We start from the raw sequence: 16745 nt of genomic DNA on the forward strand, positions 1-16745 counted from the left end.
AAAAGCCAGGCGCGGAAATGGGAGGCATGCGAATGAGACTGTATTTTTTGAAACGACTGGGAGTCATGCTGACGACTTTGTTCATCATTGCGACCGTGACCTTTTTCCTGATGAAATTGCTTCCAGGCACCCCGTACAGCAACCCGGACAAGCTGTCCGAGCAGCAATTGGCTTCGTTGAATCAAAAATACGGACTGGATCAGCCGCTGCCCGTTCAATACGCCCGCTACCTGGGGAATTTGGTTCAAGGTGATTGGGGCGTCTCCTTTCAATTCAAGGGGCGCCTGGTCACGGACATCATTTTCAAGCGGATCGGTCCGTCTGTTTTGATCGGCTTTCAAGCCATGCTGATCGGCTCGATTGTCGGACTGGGGCTGGGGATTCTCTCGGCGCTGCGTCAGAACAGCCTGTTTGACCTGGGAGCCGTCACGATGGCTGTCCTGGGCATGTCGATCCCTTCGTTCGTATTCGCGGCGCTGTTGCAATACTACGTGGGCGTCAAGCTCGGCTGGCTGCCGCCCGGACTTTGGGAGGATTACTCTTATTCCATCCTGCCTTCCTTGGCGCTATCCGTGACGGTGATAGCGGCAGTCGCCAGGTTCATCCGCACGGAAATGCTGGAGGTGCTCACGCAGGACTATATTTTGAGCGCGCGGGCCAAAGGGATTTCGGAGTTTGCCGTGGTGTGGAAGCACGTCGTGCGCAATTCGCTGATCCCGGTCGTGACCATGCTTGGGCCAATGGCGGTGTCGATCATGACCGGAACATTGGTGATTGAGAAAATTTTTTCGGTGCCAGGGCTGGGGGAGCAGTTCATTTTATCCATCATGGTGAACGACTACAGTGTGATCATGGGCATTACGCTCTTTTACAGCACGTTGTTCATTCTGGTCGTGCTTTTGGTCGATATGATCTACGGGATTTTGGACCCGCGCATTCGTGAAAAATGGGGGGAAAGCACATGAGGACTTTGCCGGCAACCGGGACGTCCCCGCATGAAATAACAGACGATTTGTTTGTGCACGAGCCATTTGCAGCAGAAGCAGCGATGGAGGTTGCGGCTTCAGCTGCGGATTCGCCCTGGAAGGCTGCGCTCAAACGGCTGGGAAAAAATCGCGGAGTCGTCCCTGCCTTCGTGTTGATCATGGTCATTACGGTGCTGGCTTTTGTCGGGCCGCTGCTGACCCCATACACTTATGACGGGCAAAATGTGGCCCATTCCAACCTGCCGCCGAAAATAAGCGGGCTGGGGTGGCTCGGGTTTGACGGGCTGGACAGCAACGGAGCCGATCTGTACGCGAAACGGAATATAACGGAGGCGCACTGGTTCGGCACGGACGAATTTGGCCGGGATATGTGGATGCGGGTGTGGAAGGGCACGCAAATTTCGCTGTTGATTGCCCTCGTAGCTGCCTTGCTGGACTTGTTCATCGGCGTCCTTTATGGCGGGATCTCGGCTTATTACGGCGGAAAAATCGACAACGTCATGCAGCGCATCATTGAAGTGCTCGTCGGCATCCCCAATCTGATCGTCATTATCTTGTTCATTCTCATCTTGGAGCCGGGAATCACGTCGATCATTTTGGCGATGGCGATTACAGGCTGGGTCGGGATGGCGCGGATTGTCCGCGGACAAATTTTGCAGCTAAAAGGTCAGGAATTTGTGCTGGCTGCGCGGTCGCTCGGGGTTTCCAACAGCCGGATCATGTTCAAGCATTTGATCCCGAACGCGCTGGGGCCGATCATCGTCACTTTGATGTTCACACTGCCGACCGCGATATTTTTTGAAGCGTTTCTGAGCTTTATCGGGCTTGGTCTACAGGCGCCGCTCGCCTCGCTTGGGGTTCTGATCAACGACGGCTACAAAGGGATGCGGCTGTTCCCTTACAAGCTGGTGATTCCCGCCGTGATGATCAGTTTGATCATGATCAGCTTCAACCTGCTTGCGGACGGGCTGCGCGATGCGCTCGATCCGAAAATGACGAAATAAGGAGGGGATGTCGATGAATCAACCGATCCTGACAGTAGACGGCTTGCATGTTGCGTTTCATTCCCAGCGAGGCGAGGTGCATGCGGTAAGAGGGGTCAGCTTTTGCTTGCAAAAGCAGGAGACGCTCGCCATCGTGGGTGAATCCGGCTCTGGCAAATCGGTCACGGCCAAAGCGATCATGCGGCTTTTGCCGAAGCAGAGCACGAGCATCCCCGCCGGGCAGATCACCTATGCAGGACAAAACGTGCTGGCGTTGCCTCCGCGAGAGCTTCAGTCGCTTCGGGGAGCGGAAATCTCCATGGTGTTCCAGGACCCGATGACGTCGCTGAATCCGACGATGACGATCGGCCAGCAACTGGTAGAAGGGATCAGCAAGCACCAGCGGCTCGACAAAGCCGCCGCCTATGAAAAAGCGGTCAACATGCTGCAACTGGTCGGCATTCCGAACGCGCAGGAGCGGATCAGGGCGTACCCGCACCATTTTTCCGGGGGAATGCGCCAGCGTGTCGGGATTGCGATGGCGCTTGCCTGCGACCCGAAAGTCCTGATCGCCGACGAGCCGACGACTGCGCTCGACGTGACGGTGCAGGCGCAAATTTTGGAGCTGATGAAGTCGCTTCAGCAACGGACGGGGACGGGCATCATTTTGATCACGCATGACTTGGGCGTTGTCGCCAACATGGCGCAAAAAGTGGCTGTGATGTATGCCGGAGAGGTAGTGGAGACAGGGCTGATTGCGGAAATTTTTTACCGTCCCAAACATCCGTACACGTGGGGATTGCTGCGCTCGATGCCTCGTCTGGATGCCGCTGGCACCGAGCCGCTCATCCCGATTCCGGGTACGCCGCCTGATCTCGCCCGCCAGCAACAAGGCTGCCCGTTCGCCCCGAGATGTGCGCACGTGATGAAGGTGTGCAAACATTTTTCGCCGCCACTCACAGAAGTGTCGAGCGGGCATACAGCCAAGTGCTGGCTGCTCGATCAGCGGGCGCAGCAGCAAGAGCGGCTGGCAGGAGTCGCAGGAGGGTGAATGAGGCCATGAACAACCGCGTACTACTTGAAGTGAACCATCTCAGCAAGCATTTCCAGCTCGGGCCGAATCAGACGCTGCGCGCAGTCGATGATGTCAGCTTTCACATTTGGCAAGGAGAGACGTTGGGACTGGTTGGAGAGTCCGGGTGTGGCAAATCGACGGTGGGCCGGACGCTGTTGCAGCTGTACAAGCCGACTGGCGGCGAAATTCGCTTTGCGGGCGAGCGTGTAAGCGACATGACCGAGCGCAAGGGGCACAAGGCGTACACCAGCCAGATGCAAATGATTTTTCAAGACCCGTACTCGTCGTTGAATCCGCGAATGACTGTCACCGAGATCATTTCCGAAGGGCTGATGATCCATCGTCCGAATCTTGCGAAAAAAGAGCGGAAAGAGCAGGTCAGCGCGCTTCTGGAGCTTGTCGGACTCAGTTCCAGACAGGCGAATCGTTACCCGCACGAATTTAGCGGCGGGCAGCGTCAGCGGATCGGGATTGCCCGGGCGTTGGCAGTCGAGCCTTCCTTTATCGTGGCGGATGAGCCGATTGCCGCCCTCGATGTGTCGATTCAGGCGCAAATCGTCAACCTGCTGATGGATTTGCAGCGGCAAAAACAGCTGACCTATTTGTTTATCGCTCACGACTTGTCCATGGTGAAGCATATTAGCGACCGGATCGCCGTCATGTACCTCGGGCAACTGGTCGAGCTTGCCGCAAGCGATGAGCTGTATGCGCGACCGCTGCATCCGTACACGGAAGCGCTGCTGTCCGCCATTCCCTTGCCTGACCCGGTTCAGGAGCAGTCCAGAGAACGAATCGTTTTGCAAGGCGAGATTCCCAATCCGCTGAATCCGCCAAGCGGTTGTCGCTTTCACACGCGCTGTCCGAAAGCGTTCGACATTTGCGCCAAGGAAATACCGAGCTTTGCGGAAGTGCTTCCGCAGCGTTATGTCAAATGCCATTTGTATGGGGAGAAGGGGGAGTGACACAGATGGCAGTGGAAAACTGGCCTGAGTTCGAAGCATACGTCACCAAGCGGATGGACGAAGAGCAAATTCCGGGCATCGCCATCGCTGTTGCGAAAAACGGAACGGTTGTATACGAGCGCGGCTTTGGCTATGCCGATTTGCAAACGAAGCGGCCGATTGGCCCCGACACGCTGTTCGGGTGCGGCTCCGTCACGAAGTCGCTGACGGTGCTGGCGCTGCTTTCGCTGGTGGAAGCAGGGCGCTTATCCCTGGATGATCCGGTATGCGCGCATCTTCCCGAGTTCAAGCTGTGCGGCATGGATGACCCCGGCATGGTAAAAGTCCATCATTTGATGTCGCACACGAGCGGCTTGCCGTCTCTTCCCCGCAAACCGGAAATCAACAGGCTGGAAGACCACCTCACGTACATCGCGGGGCAGGAGTACGAGCTGTTGGGCAAACCGGGCGAGTATTTCAGCTACTCGAACGATGCCTTTTTGCTGCAAGGCGCGATCATCGAACGGCTGACGAACCGTCTCTACCGCAGATTCGTCACGGAAACGATCCTCGCTCCGCTTGGCATGCACCGCTCCACGTACAGTCTGGAAGAAATTGCGAAAATGGCTGACGTCTCTGTACCGTATATGAAAAACAACGAGACAGGCAAGTTGGAAGCGGTGCCGTGGCCGAGTCTGGGAAATTACGAGGTGGGCGGCGGCTTGCGCTCTACGGTCAACGATCTGTTGCGCTACGGCGCGGCTTTTGTAGGCGGCGAAAATCCGGTCGCAAGCGAAGAGCTGCTGCGCAAAATGTGGCAGCCTGTTCATCAGGTTGGCCGCAAGCAATTTTACGGACTGGCGCTGGAGATCGTTCCCGATTATTCGGGCGTGACGCTCGTCAGCCACGGCGGAAGTCAGCAAGGGGTATCGTCTTGCTTCGGTTTCGTCCCGGAACAGGGGCTTGTCGCAGCTGTCCTGATCAACGCGACGGATATGCCAGCAGGAGACATTTGGCTGGCGGCGGTCAACCAGGCGCTCGGCTTGCCGCTCACGCAAAAAGCAAGCCAGGAGCCGCACTATACGGCGACAAAGGAACAACTGGAAAAGCTCGCAGGCACGTATCAGTCCAGAGAGGGGGGCAGCTTGCAGATTGAGCTTGCCCAAGACAAGCCGACTCTCGTTTTTGGCGGCGAGCGCTACGATTTGCGCGCCAGCGACAGTCAGACACTTGTCATGGAAAAGGACGAGTACCCGATCCGGTTTTTTGCCAATGACGACGAGCAGGCGTGGGCGGCCTTTTTCGGATTTCGCATGTGGACTCGTCAAGAGAAGGGGAGGAAGGCATGAGTGTACATCCGCAAGTAAAGGAAGTATTTCGCAAACAAAGCTTGCTTGGACTGCCAGATACCGAATCTATGACGCCCGCAGAAGCGCGTCTCGCTTTTTCACGAGCGCGGGCCAATCTCTCGGAGCTTGAGACGTCTGTAGCAGCGGTAGAGGATCGGGTGATTGCGGTGGCAGAACAAGGGGGAGCAGAGCTGCCGATTCGTTTGTACACCCCAGGCGGGGAAGGGTTGCCGGAGCTGCTGCCTGTGTTCGTCTTTTTTCACGGGGGCGGCTTCGTGCTCGGGAATATCGAGATAACCGATCGCATTTGTCGCTATTATGCACAAGCGGCGAGCTGCATCGTCGTCTCTGTCGACTATCGCCTCGCGCCTGAGCACAAGTTCCCGACAGCCGTCTCGGATGCGTATGCGGCGACCAAGTGGGTAGTTGAGCATGCGGCTTCCTTCAACGGAGACAGCAAGCGAATCGCTGTTGGCGGAGAGAGCGCAGGCGGCAACTTGGCGGCTGTCGTCTCCTTGCTGGCGCGCGATCGCGGCGAGTTTGGCTTGTGCTGCCAGCTGCTGATCTATCCGGTTGTCTCGTTTGCCCTCGATACGGCGTCTTGTCGGGAATGCGGGAATCAATACAACTTGACTTACGACGAGATGCTCTGGTTCCGCGCTCATTACTTGCAGGATGAGGAACAGATCAACGACCCGCTCGCCTCTCCCTTGCTTGCTGCCGATTTAAGCGGCTTGCCGCAAGCTGTAATCGTCACGGCCGAGTTCGATCCTTTGCGCGACGAAGGAGAGCTGTATGCCGAGCGGCTGGCTTCGTTCGGTGTCGCGGCAAAAGCAAAGCGCTACCTTGGCATGGTGCACAGCTTTTTCAACTTTTCCGGCGAGGTAGACGCGAGCAAAGAAGCGTTGGCCGAAACGGCTGCCGAGCTGAAACGCGTGTTTTACACCTGACAGACAAGGAGGTCGACGATGTTTATTCCCCCATCTTATCGCGAAAACGATATAGAGACGCTAGTAGCCTTTATGAAAAAGTACCATTTTGCTACCATCGTCAGCTTCGACGGGACGATTCCGCTGGCGACCCATTTGCCTTTTTTGGTGGAGCATGAGCACGAGCAGGCGAAGATCACGCTGGTCAGCCACATGGCTTTGGCGAATCCGCAATGGCGAACGTTTGCGGAGCAGGACGTGCTGGTCATGTTCCAAGGGCCGCATGCGTATATTTCGCCGCAATATTATGAAAGCCGCTACGGTGTGCCGACTTGGAACTACGCGGCTGTGCACGTCTACGGCAAGCCTGTCATTTATTCGCAGGCAGAAGACGTCGCGCAGACGCTGTTGCAGACGATCCGCACGTTCGAGCCTGCTTATGAAAAGCATTTTGACGCCATTCCACAAGATTATACAGAAAAGCTGAAACAAGAGCTGGTTGCTTTCGAGATCCAGGTAACGAAAATCGAAGGGGCGTTCAAGCTGAGCCAGGACAAGCCGCTGCCGATTCGCCAACGGGTGGCGGACGCGCTGGCACAAAGCCCGGACACGGTGGTGGCAGAGCTAGGGAACATGATGCAGCGCCAGTTGCCCAAAGCAGAATCAGGAGAGGAGCAATGACATGAGTTTGCAAAAATGGCTGACCGAACTGGACGCGATCCCCGGTGTGGCGGGGGATGAGGAGCGGGTTGCCGCTTACTTGCGGGAAAATTTGCTGGATGTGGTGGACGAGCACCAAAGCGATGCGCTAGGCAACCAGTTTTTCATTAAAAAAGGGAGCGATCCCGACCTGAAAATCATGTTGTGCGCGCATATGGACGAGATCGGCTTTATCGTCAGCTACATTGACGAAAAAGGATTTGTCTGGTTTCACCCGGTCGGCGGTCACGATAGCCGCATGGTGATCAACCAGGTGCTGGACATTCATACGGACAAAGGCGTCGTCAAGGGAGTCACAGGAGCGAAGCCGTCCCATATCGTGACGGCGGAAGAGGCGAAGCTGGCGATTCCGCTTAGCGAGCTGTATGTGGACGTAGGGACGGCGAGCCGAGAGGAAACAGAAGCGCTTGGCGTCACGGTCGGCGATTTCGTCACCTTTTCGCGGGAGGGGCAATTTTTGAACGGCGGCAAAGTGTTTACCGGAAAAGCAGTCGATGACCGCTCCGGCTGCGCCGTCATGCTCGAAGTCATGAAGCGGCTCGCGGGCAAACAGCTCACCGCATCGGTCTATGCGGTCGGCTCGGTTCAGGAAGAAGTCGGGATGCGCGGCGCAGGCCCTGCCGCTTTTGCCGTTCAGCCGGACGTTGCGCTGGCGCTCGATGTCGCGCTCACTGGCGGAACGCCGAAGATCGAAGAGAAAATGATTCCGCTGACGCTTGGCGGCGGCCCGGTCATCCTGTTTTACGAGTGGGTCACCGACAACTGGGCGGGAAGCAGCGTCCCGAAAAAGCTGACGAGAAAGCTGGTGCAAACGGCAGAAGAAAATCACATCCCGTACCAGCGTGGCGTGTATTTGAACTGCGTGACAGACACGTACTCGATCAGCCTCGCTGGCAAAGGAACGGTAGCCGGATGCATCTCGGTCCCGTCCCGTTACATTCACTCTGCCACTGGACTCGTGCATCTGGACGATCTGGAAAACGCGGTTCAACTCCTCGTCGCTTTCATTGAAAGCTTTCGGCAGAAGTGGTAGAGTTGGGAAAAAGAGGCAGAGGTCGACTGATGTAACAGGAAGCTGGTCTGCTGAGCCAGAGGAGGCAAGGTTGTGAGTAGATATGATGCGGAGATAGCGGCAAAAATCGATGACTTGTTCGCAGATTGGCAGCAAGGCGTATGCCCGGGCGGACAGGTTGTGGTTCGCAAAGGCGGGGAAATCGTCTACGAAAACTGCTTTGGCTACGCCAGCGTGGAGCATAGGTTGCCGATCACGGGCGAGACGGTGTTTCATGTTGCATCGGTGTCCAAGCAAGTGACAGTGATGTGTGTACTGCTGCTTCAGGAAGACGGTCTACTGAACGTAGATGACGACATTCGCAGCTACGTGTCGGACATGGTTTCGTTCGCCGAGCCTGTATCGGTGCGCAATCTGATGAACAACGTGAGCGGCATCCGGGATCAGTGGGAGCTGCTCATGCTGCAAGGAGTCCGGCTTGATGACACGATCACACAGTCTGACGCCAAAGACGTTATTTCCACGCAAACGGAGCTGAATTTTCCGCCACTTACCCGCTATATGTACTGCAACTCGAATTTTACCCTCCTGGCCGAAATCGCTGAAAGAGTGTCCGGCAAAAGTTTGAACGAGTTTGCCCGTGAGCGGATTTTTGCCCCGCTCGGCATGGCGCAAACGTGCTTCAAGGATCGGTATTGGCAGGTGATTCCAAATGGCGCGGATTCTTACAAGCGCGTCGGCGGGGAGCTGATTCATGCCGTGCTGAACTACGGCACGTATGGCGCCACTTCGCTGCACACGACCGCAACTGATTTTATGAAGTGGATGGCCAACTTCAAGGAGCCGGTCATTTGCAAACGGGAGACACTTTCCGAGATGTTTGCCTGCCCGACACTGCTGGACGGAACGAAGATTCATTACGCGGGCGGATTGATCGTGAATGATCCTGCTCTGTACCAGGGGCGTCCTTTTATCGGGCACGACGGTTCAGACGCGGCATTCCGCAGTTGTACCGTCCGGTTTCCTGTAGAGGATATCGATATCGCCATTTTCAGCAACACGGATACGGTAGTAATCGGCAGGGCTGCGGAGAAAATCGTCGACTTGCTGCTGGGAGTGGAGCGGAGCGAGGTGGAGCCGCAGGTTTTGCCTGACTTTTACGATGCCGATTTTGCAGACGAGGACGTGGCAGGGACGTATTATTCCGACGGAACGTACGCGCTCATCGCGCAAGTGGTGGGCAAGGGAGATCAGCTGTATTTGCTTGAAGAGTACGGAGCTGCGCCCCTTGTTCAGGTGGAGGGAAACCGCTATCAAGCGGGAACGGCCAACTACGAGCTGTATCTCGGTTCAACAGCCGGATTTCGCTTTGGAACGCGCTGTATCCCACTGAAAAAATGGCAGCCTGATCAGGAATGCGAGGCAGACGGGCTGGCATATGCGGGCACGTACGAGAGCGCGGAGCTGGGAACCGCCTACGAGGTGCTGGTCGAGGACGGGGCGCTCTATCTCTCGCATCGCCGGAACAAAAAGCAGCTGCTGCTGCGCACGGCCCCCGATCAGTTTATCGCCGGAGTCGGAGGAAGCTTGTATGGCGTAACTCTCACTTTTGCGCGAGCAGCCAATCAAGCGGTCAGCGGGTTCCGGGTGTCGACGGGCAGAGCACAAGCAGTAGCCTTCGCCAAAAGGAACTAAGCAGGCACTGAGCCAAAAGAAAAACAGGCTGCCGTACGGACTGGAAAGGTTATCCGTACGGCAGCCTTCATTGCGCTTGTCTCCACCATCAGCTTTCCCGCATTTGTCATTGATTTGTCGCCGTTTTTGCGCTTCGTGGCAGGACTCGATGCGGCAGTTGTCGAATGGTGTTACAGATTGAAAAGTTGTGCCGAAAGAGTCCGTCCGCACCTTTGCGGCGGTTTTTTCTACTTTTCAAAAAAAAGCGCCATTTTCTCTGTCGTCTGTGATTAGGGACCGCCCTTTTTTGGCGAAAATGAAATGGTGAAGGAGTGATGAGGATGGAGCAAGTTCTTCAACTCGTGAAAGATTACTGGCCCGTCGCGGTTTGTATCATAGTCCTGATCTTGGCAGCTCAATGGGTCGTGCGCAGCTTGATTCGGATCATCTCGCTTGCAGCCATCATCGGAGTCGTACTGGTGTTGTTTTTTCACTTCAGCCCGGAGGAAGTCATCCAGATGGGACGGCAAGCGGCGGTGGCTACGCAGGAAGTGGTGGACAAGACGATCACGCCTGTGCTCGACAGCGAACTGAAAGATGCAGACATTACGTTTCAGCCGGACGGCACCTACGAGGTCAAGACGGCGAGCATTCGCATCGTAGGCAAAAAAGGCGAGACGAAGGCGACCGTCTACTACAAGGACGACAAGTGGGAAGTGGACATCGGCCAGCTCGGCAAGCTTTTCGAGGACCGACTGGGCAAGGCAGAACAGCAAACGACTATGTAAAGAAAAACGCATGCACCGATTCGGGGTACATGCGTTTTTTGTGGGCGGAAACAGAAAGGGCAGTCAGGGCGCTCAGGCTGTCAACCAATCAGCCAGTACCCGCCCCAGTAGAGCACACCGCTGATGACAACCAGGCCGAGAAAAAAGCCGAGACGCATCCGCCATTTTCCCGGGGCAGGGCCGAACAGAAATTCTGCGCCAGCCCAGGCGAACAAGAGGATGGCAGCCAGTATGTTGCCGAAAAGAGCCACGGCACTTCCCTCCTGTGGAGACATTCTCGGTTCTATGTGTGTATACGATTGGAAGATGCTGGGGTTTCAGAGCGTTTCGAGGCGTTGGCGTCACTTATGCTGCCGTCAAGCCGTCAACCTTCCCGCACCATGATCAGCTCCTCGACATCACAGCCGCGGGCATTGGAAAATCCCGCGTCTTCTCCTGCCTGGCGGAAGCCGCATTTGTGCAGGACGCGGATCGAACCGACGTTGTCTTTGGCGACGCGGGCGTAAACAGGTCGGACGGGGAGAAGCGCGAGAAAGGCGGTAAGCGCCTGTGTCGCGATCCCTTTGCCCCAAAATGGTTTGCCGAGCCAATATCCGACGGAAGGGCTGCCAAATTGCTCGAAGAAAACGATGTAGCCCGCGATCTGTCCATCGGCAAGTACGGTCATTTTCTCAATCGAGTCGTCTGCCAAAATCTTGTTCCAATGGGCGGTAAAAGCTTGCCTGTCACTCGGGTCTTTAGCGGTAAAGGCGGCCATATGGTTTGCCTCCGGGTCGAGCTGCTGCTCAAACAAAATCGGCAAATCTTCCGCAGTGGTCGGGCGCAAACGAACGTTTTCCAACAAAAATTCACCTTCGATCCTACTGAGCTTGGGATTGGCGTTCTGGCGATTGGTTTGCGACACGAATGGGCGAGAGCAGTGTATCGTCTGTGCCGCTCGCCAGGTTCTCAACAAGGAGTTAAGCTATCAAGCTTGCTCCGTCAAGACAGGCGGGACACGCAGCAAAGTCGCTTGCTCGTAGGCGAAGCCCATGCGCAGAAGAGCAGGCTCCGAGAAGGCCAGTCCAGTCAGCATGATGCCAAAAGGCTTTCCTTGCGCAGTGTAGCCGGAGGGAAGGGCAATGGACGGGTAGCCCGCTTTCGCCGCAATGTCACAGCCCGTGTCTCCCGGGAACAGCAGAGCGTCCAGGTCGTGTTCCTTGAGTGCGGCGTCGATCCCTTGGCGTTGCGACATTTCCAGATCGTACAGCCTTTGCCGCAAATAGGCAGGATCGGTCAAGGTGCCGCTGGTTTGCTCGGACTGCTCCAGTACGCTTTGCCCAAACCGGAGCGCTCTTGCTTCGTGCTTGCGATTGAAGGCGACAATATCTTTCAGGGTGCGGATTGGGAAAGAGGCGGGCAATGTTTTCAAATAGGCATTTACACCTGTCTTAAACTCGTGATACAAAACTTGCGAGTTCCAATCGGCATTTTCAGAAGGAATGCTTACGGAATCGATGACAGTAGCGCCAGCCTGCCGCAGCTGCGAGATAGCGGCTTCGTAAAGAGCGGCTTCTTCCTCGTCGCATTCAGCCAAATAGCCGGAACGCACGACACCGATTCGGGCACCTTGCAGTCCGTTTGCGTCGAGGAAGGGAAGATAGTCGCGGTGGGCCAGCCCTGCGCTTTTTCCGGTCGCCGCGTCCTGCGGATCGACACCTGTCAGGACGCCGAGCAAAATGGCCGCGTCCGTTACGTTCCGCGTCATCGGGCCTGCCGTGTCCTGGCTGTGGGAAATCGGGATAATGCCCTGGCGGCTGATCAAGCCTACCGTCGGTTTGATGCCGACGAGCGAATTTTTTTTGGCAGGGCCGAGGATTGACCCGGAAGTCTCTGTTCCGACAGCCGCTACGGCAAAGCCTGCCGCGATTCCTGCGCCTGAACCGGAGCTGGAGCCGCCGACATCGAACGCAGGGTCATACGGATTGAGGACTTGTCCGCCGCGCGAGCTGTAGCCGTTCAGCATGTTGTCAGCCATGAAATTCGCCCATTCGGTCAGATTGGTTTTGCCCAACAGGACGGCGCCTGCTTCGCGCAGACGTGCGGCGACAAACGAGTCTGCCGACGCGTACGAATCGGCCAAGGCGAGCGACCCGGCTGTCGTGTGCATGTTGTCTCCGGTCGCAATGTTGTCTTTAATCAATATCGGAATGCCGTGAAGCGGCCCGCGACTGCCGGATATCGCCCGCTCCCTGTCCAGAGCTTCGGCAATATGCAAGGCATCGGGATTGATTTCACTGATGGCGTTAATGGTCGGTCCCTGTTTGTCGTAGGCAGCGATCCGTTCCAAAAACAGAATGGTCAGCTCACGGGACGTCGTTTGTCCTGCTTCTAATGCAGCTTGCCATTCCAGGATGCTTGCTTCATGGTTCGGCGACATAATTTTCACCTTTTTCTGTTTGATTTGATCTTTCTTAGTTTACCAAATGCAGGGAAGCGGGCAAATGGTTGTGGAACAATTACATGCGGGAATGTTCGTATCATTCAAAAAGGAGCGTGATGCAGATGATACAAGCGGTACTATTCGATCTGGACGGCACTTTGCTCGACCGCGACACTTCGCTCATCCGGTTTGTCCACGACCAGTATGAGCGAATTTCCCAGCTTCAGCACGTCCGACAGGAAACATTCGTGCAGCGTTTTATCGAGCTGGATCAGCACGGATACGTATGGAAGGACAAAGTGTACGCGCAGCTCATTGAGGAGCTGGCCATTGCGAAGCTGGAAGCGGCCTTTTTGCTGCAAGACTACCTCTGTCATTTTCAAAAGCATTGTGTCGCGTTCCCGCATCTGCATGAAATGCTTGCCGACCTGCAAAAGCAGGGCATCCGGCTGGGCTTGATCTCAAACGGTTTCGGGCAGTTCCAGTACGACAATGTCAAGGCACTGGGCATCGCGCCTTATTTTGACGAGGTGCTCATGTCGGAATGGGAAGGCTTGCGCAAGCCTGATCCGGCGATTTTTCACCGGGCATTGGACAAGCTTGGAGTGCCTGCTGAACAGGCGATGTACATAGGTGACCACCCCGACAACGATGTTCGCGCCAGCAGGGCGGTCGGTATGAAGGCGGTATGGAAACGCAGCCCCCAGTATGCAGCAGTTGCCGAGGCTCATGTCGTCATTGACGATTTGGCAGAGATCAGCGCATGGGTACTTCCGTCTTTTCAAGGCCAGATGGGGAGAGGCGCAGGCTTCACCTGACAATCGGCGGGGTCACTCCATGTACCCAGTCCAAAATGAACGGAGCCTGATGGGGGTTCAGACTGTCCGGCAATTCGTTTTTGGCAAAAAACTGTTGGCGGGTGCTCTCTTCATTTGTCTGGAGCACGCCTGCGTAGTCTGTGACGCGAAAGATCAGCTGGACGCTAAACACTTTATCCCCATTGGCATACTGGGCGAAGCCGTTTTTTCCTGAGTAGAGGCCAAACAATTGCCACTGCAAGACAGTCAGACTGGTTTCCTCCAGCACTTCGCGTTTGAGCGTCTCCACGAACGTTTCGCCAAGCTCCAGCAGACCGCCGGGAATGCCCCAGATGCGGTTGTGTTTTTGTTGCAAAAGGATGCGTCCCGATTCGTCTTCCAAAATGGCTCCGCAGCCGACTGTGAGCAGCGTTTCGTGGCCGATGAGCTTTCGCATGGTCGAGATATAGTCATTCACAAGCGTTGTTCCCTCCATTATCAACTGGACCGAATGGCTTTCCAAGCGTCGAATAGCAAGGTGAGTCCACAGAACAAAGCGCCTACAAAACCGATTGTCTTGACGGCCGCTCGCACAAAAGCAGGATCGACATTCATTTCGAGCAGAAAAGAATAGTCAAAGTCGAAGTTGACGAACACAAGCCCGACAATGAAGCCGAGAATGATGCTGAGCTTTTTTTCCATGGCATACGTCTCCTGTTTTTTTGACACTTCGCCAAGTAATACGAGTGAGGGAGCTTTTTGGCAACGACCAAACAAAAAAATCAGAAGAAAGCAGCAGGGGGAAGAGTGGGATGACCGAACACCGATTGTGCAGCTCGCCGCGTTTCGCACCGAATCAGACAGCGGCAAATAAAAAACAAGCTGACTGGCACAAAGGCACGGTCAGCTTGTTTCCTTTTCGTATGGTTATGCGTTCGCTCCAGCGGCTTGCAGCTTCGCTTTTTCTTCCTCTTCAACGAAGCGGTTGCGCGGATGCTCGCGGCATTCGTCGGAGCAGGAACGTTTGAATTTTTGCTCGCACTCTGTGCAGCAGAAGTGCTGTTTGTTGCAGAAAGGGTTGGCGCAGTTCACGTAGCGATCTTCCACAGTGCCGCAGTAGTGGCAACGGCCGATAACCACATCTTCTTCGGTATGGTTGATCGGTACGGAGATACGCTCGTCGAATACGTAGCATTTTCCGTCCCACAGGCGGCCTTTTACTTCCGGATCTTTTCCGTAGGTGACGATTCCGCCGTGAAGCTGGTACACATTTTCAAAGCCTTGATCCAAAAGCACGCCTGTCAGCTTTTCACAGCGGATGCCGCCTGTGCAGTAGGTGAGGACTTTTTTGTCTTTGAATTGGCTCATGTTTTCCGCAATCCACTCAGGGAACTCGCGGGAAGAATCCACTTCTGGACGAATCGCGCCACGGAAGTGTCCGAGGTCGTATTCGTAGTAGTTGCGGCCGTCGAGGATGACAACGTCCTCTTGCTGCATCATTTCGTAAAACTCTTTCGGGCTCAAATAGTGTCCTGTTTTCTCATTCGGATCAACGTCGTTTTCCAGACGCCAGGTCACCAGTTCTTTTTTCGCGCGAACAAACATTTTTTTGAATGCGTGTTCTTCCGATTCGTCTATTTTAAACCACATGTCCGCGAAGCGCGGGTCTTTTCGCACGTATTCCATGTAAGCGTCGGTCTGCTCGACAGTGCCGGATACCGTTCCGTTAATTCCTTCCGGAGCGATGATGATCCGTCCTTTGAGTCCGTTTTCCTTGCAAAATTGCAAGTGTTCAGCAGCATACTCCTCGTAGTTTTCCAACGGAGTATACTTGTAGTAGAGCAAAATGCGGTATGGTTTTTGTACTTGCAAGGTACAATCCACCTTTCTTTTTTCAATTGTAGTTTATGACGCAACGGTGATTATATCATAATCCGCAAACAAAAGTGTAGAAAAAGACAGGAATTTGTGATCGTTCTATGAAAACGCGGGCAAGTGGCTGAACTTGCTGGATGGTGGCCCATCTTGTACACTATGGGAGGACATTAGCAGAATGGTGATAGATGAGGAGAGACTTTTGATGAATCAGACAAATGATCGCCTGGTTGCCCAGGTCAAATTAAAAAAACTGCACCCGGAGGCAGTCATTCCCCAATACGCCCGTGCCTTGGACGCGGGATTTGACCTCGTTGCCGTCGAAGACGTGTTGATTGCTCCGGGGCAAACCGTCAAAATCCCGACCGGACTTGCTTTTGCACTGCCAGAGGGCTACGAGCTGCAAGTGCGTCCGCGCTCCGGCATTGGCGCGAAAACAAAACTGCGCCTGCCGAACGCTCCGGGCACGATCGATGCGGGATACCGCGGAGAAGTGTGCGTCTTGATGGAAAACATCCGCATTCCGTCCGGCAAGATCGGCAACGTCTGCCTGGATGCGGGAGAAAAAGAAGTGACGGTAGACACAGAAGTGGATTCTCACAGCTATTTCATCAAAAAAGGCGACCGCGTCGCGCAAGGCGTAATCGGTGTCGTGCCTGTTGCCCGTTTCGAAGTGGTAGACGAGCTGGATGAGACTGAGAGAGGCGCTGACGGCTTCGGCAGCAGCGGCATTAACGGATAAGACAGCCCTAAAAAAGAACAGACCCCTGACTCCGGGCAAGTGTGCGAGACACATGCGCTGACGGAGGAGGGGTCTTTTTGTTTTTGGCAGCTGCTATTTTTTGGCGGCGAGAAACTGGTCGATGACACGAATGTCGTCCTCGCTAAGAGAACGGCCGTCTGCCTTGACGAACACACACGGGCCATATACCCAGTCGAGGTAGCCGTCTGCGGTAATCGGAAAATTGTTGGCCAATACACCTCGTCCGTCTTCATTCACGATCAGCGAGATTCCTTCCAGATGGTCGTCCGTCACCACTTCAAAATCCCCATCGACCAGCTCGGATAAAGCATCCGTATCGGCAATTTCAGCAATCGTTGCGTCCTCATGCGGACGTTTGACATAAACGGTGATCACGATCATTCACTCCTTTTGTCCCATCATAACCGAAAGCCAAAAAATGCGCGAGAGTG

General features: G+C 55.1%; 19 protein-coding genes. 12 read left to right on the forward strand and 7 right to left on the reverse strand.

All coding sequences use genetic code 11. The features are described from left to right. Positions 1-32: 32 nt before the first annotated feature. From M2298_RS06160 to M2298_RS06205, 10 genes are all read left to right on the forward strand, one after another. Positions 33-965, forward strand: a complete 933-nt coding sequence (locus M2298_RS06160; protein WP_173598813.1) for an ABC transporter permease — start codon at positions 33-35, stop codon at positions 963-965. Continuing rightward, the gene (gene opp3C / locus M2298_RS06165) at positions 962-1990 is read left to right on the forward strand and encodes an oligopeptide ABC transporter permease (protein ID WP_242771696.1); all 1029 of its coding nucleotides are present in this window, start codon (positions 962-964) and stop codon (positions 1988-1990) included. Before M2298_RS06160 ends, opp3C begins: the two co-directional genes overlap by 4 nt. Before the next feature lie 13 nt (positions 1991-2003). Beyond that, entirely contained in the window at positions 2004-3020 is a 1017-nt protein-coding gene (locus tag M2298_RS06170) for an ABC transporter ATP-binding protein (RefSeq protein ID WP_217021785.1), read from the forward strand. A gap of 8 nt (positions 3021-3028) precedes the next feature. Further along, positions 3029-4006 (forward strand): ABC transporter ATP-binding protein, encoded by a 978-nt coding sequence (locus tag M2298_RS06175; RefSeq protein WP_217021786.1) that lies wholly within the window; start codon positions 3029-3031, stop codon positions 4004-4006. 5 nt (positions 4007-4011) lie between these two features. Further along, the gene (locus M2298_RS06180) at positions 4012-5334 is read left to right on the forward strand and encodes a serine hydrolase domain-containing protein (protein WP_280648320.1); all 1323 of its coding nucleotides are present in this window, start codon (positions 4012-4014) and stop codon (positions 5332-5334) included. Further along, positions 5331-6284, forward strand: a complete 954-nt coding sequence (locus M2298_RS06185; RefSeq protein WP_173598817.1) for an alpha/beta hydrolase — start codon at positions 5331-5333, stop codon at positions 6282-6284. The genes M2298_RS06180 and M2298_RS06185 overlap by 4 nt, the downstream gene beginning before the upstream one ends. 18 nt (positions 6285-6302) lie before the next feature. Further along, on the forward strand, positions 6303-6944 hold the full coding sequence (locus M2298_RS06190) for an FMN-binding negative transcriptional regulator (RefSeq protein ID WP_280648321.1): 642 nt from the start codon (positions 6303-6305) through the stop codon (positions 6942-6944). A 1-nt stretch (position 6945) separates the two neighbouring features. Next, complete coding sequence (locus M2298_RS06195; RefSeq protein ID WP_242771689.1) at positions 6946-8016, forward strand: M42 family metallopeptidase; 1071 nt, start codon at positions 6946-6948, stop codon at positions 8014-8016. A gap of 72 nt (positions 8017-8088) precedes the next feature. Next, entirely contained in the window at positions 8089-9690 is a 1602-nt protein-coding gene (locus tag M2298_RS06200; protein WP_280648322.1) for a serine hydrolase domain-containing protein, read from the forward strand. 320 nt (positions 9691-10010) lie between these two features. Next, positions 10011-10457, forward strand: coding sequence for a hypothetical protein (locus M2298_RS06205; protein WP_122963495.1), 447 nt, complete (start codon positions 10011-10013; stop codon positions 10455-10457). Positions 10458-10537: 80 nt separating this feature from the next. On the opposite strand, the gene M2298_RS06210 is transcribed toward M2298_RS06205, so the two are convergent. From M2298_RS06210 to M2298_RS06220, 3 genes are all read right to left on the reverse strand, one after another. Beyond that, complete coding sequence (locus M2298_RS06210; RefSeq protein WP_173595849.1) at positions 10538-10708, reverse strand: hypothetical protein; 171 nt, start codon at positions 10706-10708, stop codon at positions 10538-10540. Between the two features lie 113 nt (positions 10709-10821). After that, positions 10822-11298 (reverse strand): GNAT family N-acetyltransferase, encoded by a 477-nt coding sequence (locus M2298_RS06215; RefSeq protein ID WP_122963652.1) that lies wholly within the window; start codon positions 11296-11298, stop codon positions 10822-10824. Between the two features lie 126 nt (positions 11299-11424). Continuing rightward, on the reverse strand, positions 11425-12876 hold the full coding sequence (locus M2298_RS06220) for an amidase family protein (RefSeq protein WP_280648323.1): 1452 nt from the start codon (positions 12874-12876) through the stop codon (positions 11425-11427). 125 nt (positions 12877-13001) lie between these two features. Here M2298_RS06220 and M2298_RS06225 point away from each other — a divergent pair, with 125 nt between their 5' ends. Continuing rightward, positions 13002-13697, forward strand: a complete 696-nt coding sequence (locus M2298_RS06225) for an HAD family hydrolase (RefSeq protein WP_280648324.1) — start codon at positions 13002-13004, stop codon at positions 13695-13697. Here the strand turns inward: M2298_RS06225 and M2298_RS06230 are convergent. From M2298_RS06230 to trhO, 3 genes are all read right to left on the reverse strand, one after another. Next, positions 13690-14154 (reverse strand): NUDIX hydrolase, encoded by a 465-nt coding sequence (locus tag M2298_RS06230; RefSeq protein WP_229049904.1) that lies wholly within the window; start codon positions 14152-14154, stop codon positions 13690-13692. The genes M2298_RS06225 and M2298_RS06230 overlap by 8 nt on opposite strands. A 20-nt stretch (positions 14155-14174) precedes the next feature. Further along, on the reverse strand, positions 14175-14378 hold the full coding sequence (locus tag M2298_RS06235; RefSeq protein ID WP_122963486.1) for a hypothetical protein: 204 nt from the start codon (positions 14376-14378) through the stop codon (positions 14175-14177). A gap of 225 nt (positions 14379-14603) precedes the next feature. Then, on the reverse strand, positions 14604-15548 hold the full coding sequence (trhO, locus tag M2298_RS06240; protein WP_122963485.1) for an oxygen-dependent tRNA uridine(34) hydroxylase TrhO: 945 nt from the start codon (positions 15546-15548) through the stop codon (positions 14604-14606). A 208-nt stretch (positions 15549-15756) separates the two neighbouring features. On the opposite strand from trhO, the gene dut reads away from it, so the two are divergent. Next, a complete protein-coding gene (gene dut, locus M2298_RS06245; RefSeq protein WP_280648325.1) occupies positions 15757-16293 on the forward strand; it encodes a dUTP diphosphatase in 537 nt (178 codons plus the stop codon). A gap of 93 nt (positions 16294-16386) precedes the next feature. On the opposite strand, the gene M2298_RS06250 is transcribed toward dut, so the two are convergent. Then, positions 16387-16689 carry a DUF3846 domain-containing protein gene (locus M2298_RS06250; RefSeq protein ID WP_122963651.1) on the reverse strand — a complete coding sequence of 101 codons (303 nt, stop codon included), beginning with the start codon at positions 16687-16689 and terminating at the stop codon, positions 16387-16389. Positions 16690-16745 lie beyond the last annotated feature (56 nt).

The sequence above is a fragment of the Brevibacillus sp. 1238 genome (genome assembly GCF_029892995.1).
Classification (GTDB): domain Bacteria; phylum Bacillota; class Bacilli; order Brevibacillales; family Brevibacillaceae; genus Brevibacillus; species Brevibacillus parabrevis.

Bases quoted from the DNA above. Each gene is read 5' to 3' on its own strand.
- M2298_RS06185 (WP_173598817.1), top strand. From the start codon at position 5,331: ATGAGTGTACATCCGCAAGTAAAGGAAGTATTTCGCAAACAAAGCTTG.
- opp3C (WP_242771696.1), top strand. From the start codon at position 962: ATGAGGACTTTGCCGGCAACCGGGACGTCCCCGCATGAAATAACAGAC.
- M2298_RS06170 (WP_217021785.1), top strand. From the start codon at position 2,004: ATGAATCAACCGATCCTGACAGTAGACGGCTTGCATGTTGCGTTTCAT.
- M2298_RS06195 (WP_242771689.1), top strand. From the start codon at position 6,946: ATGAGTTTGCAAAAATGGCTGACCGAACTGGACGCGATCCCCGGTGTG.
- M2298_RS06235 (WP_122963486.1), bottom strand. From the start codon at position 14,378: ATGGAAAAAAAGCTCAGCATCATTCTCGGCTTCATTGTCGGGCTTGTG.
- M2298_RS06220 (WP_280648323.1), bottom strand. From the start codon at position 12,876: ATGTCGCCGAACCATGAAGCAAGCATCCTGGAATGGCAAGCTGCATTA.
- M2298_RS06190 (WP_280648321.1), top strand. From the start codon at position 6,303: ATGTTTATTCCCCCATCTTATCGCGAAAACGATATAGAGACGCTAGTA.
- M2298_RS06175 (WP_217021786.1), top strand. From the start codon at position 3,029: ATGAACAACCGCGTACTACTTGAAGTGAACCATCTCAGCAAGCATTTC.
- M2298_RS06180 (WP_280648320.1), top strand. From the start codon at position 4,012: ATGGCAGTGGAAAACTGGCCTGAGTTCGAAGCATACGTCACCAAGCGG.
- M2298_RS06205 (WP_122963495.1), top strand. From the start codon at position 10,011: ATGGAGCAAGTTCTTCAACTCGTGAAAGATTACTGGCCCGTCGCGGTT.
- M2298_RS06160 (WP_173598813.1), top strand. From the start codon at position 33: ATGAGACTGTATTTTTTGAAACGACTGGGAGTCATGCTGACGACTTTG.
- M2298_RS06225 (WP_280648324.1), top strand. From the start codon at position 13,002: ATGATACAAGCGGTACTATTCGATCTGGACGGCACTTTGCTCGACCGC.
- dut (WP_280648325.1), top strand. From the start codon at position 15,757: ATGAATCAGACAAATGATCGCCTGGTTGCCCAGGTCAAATTAAAAAAA.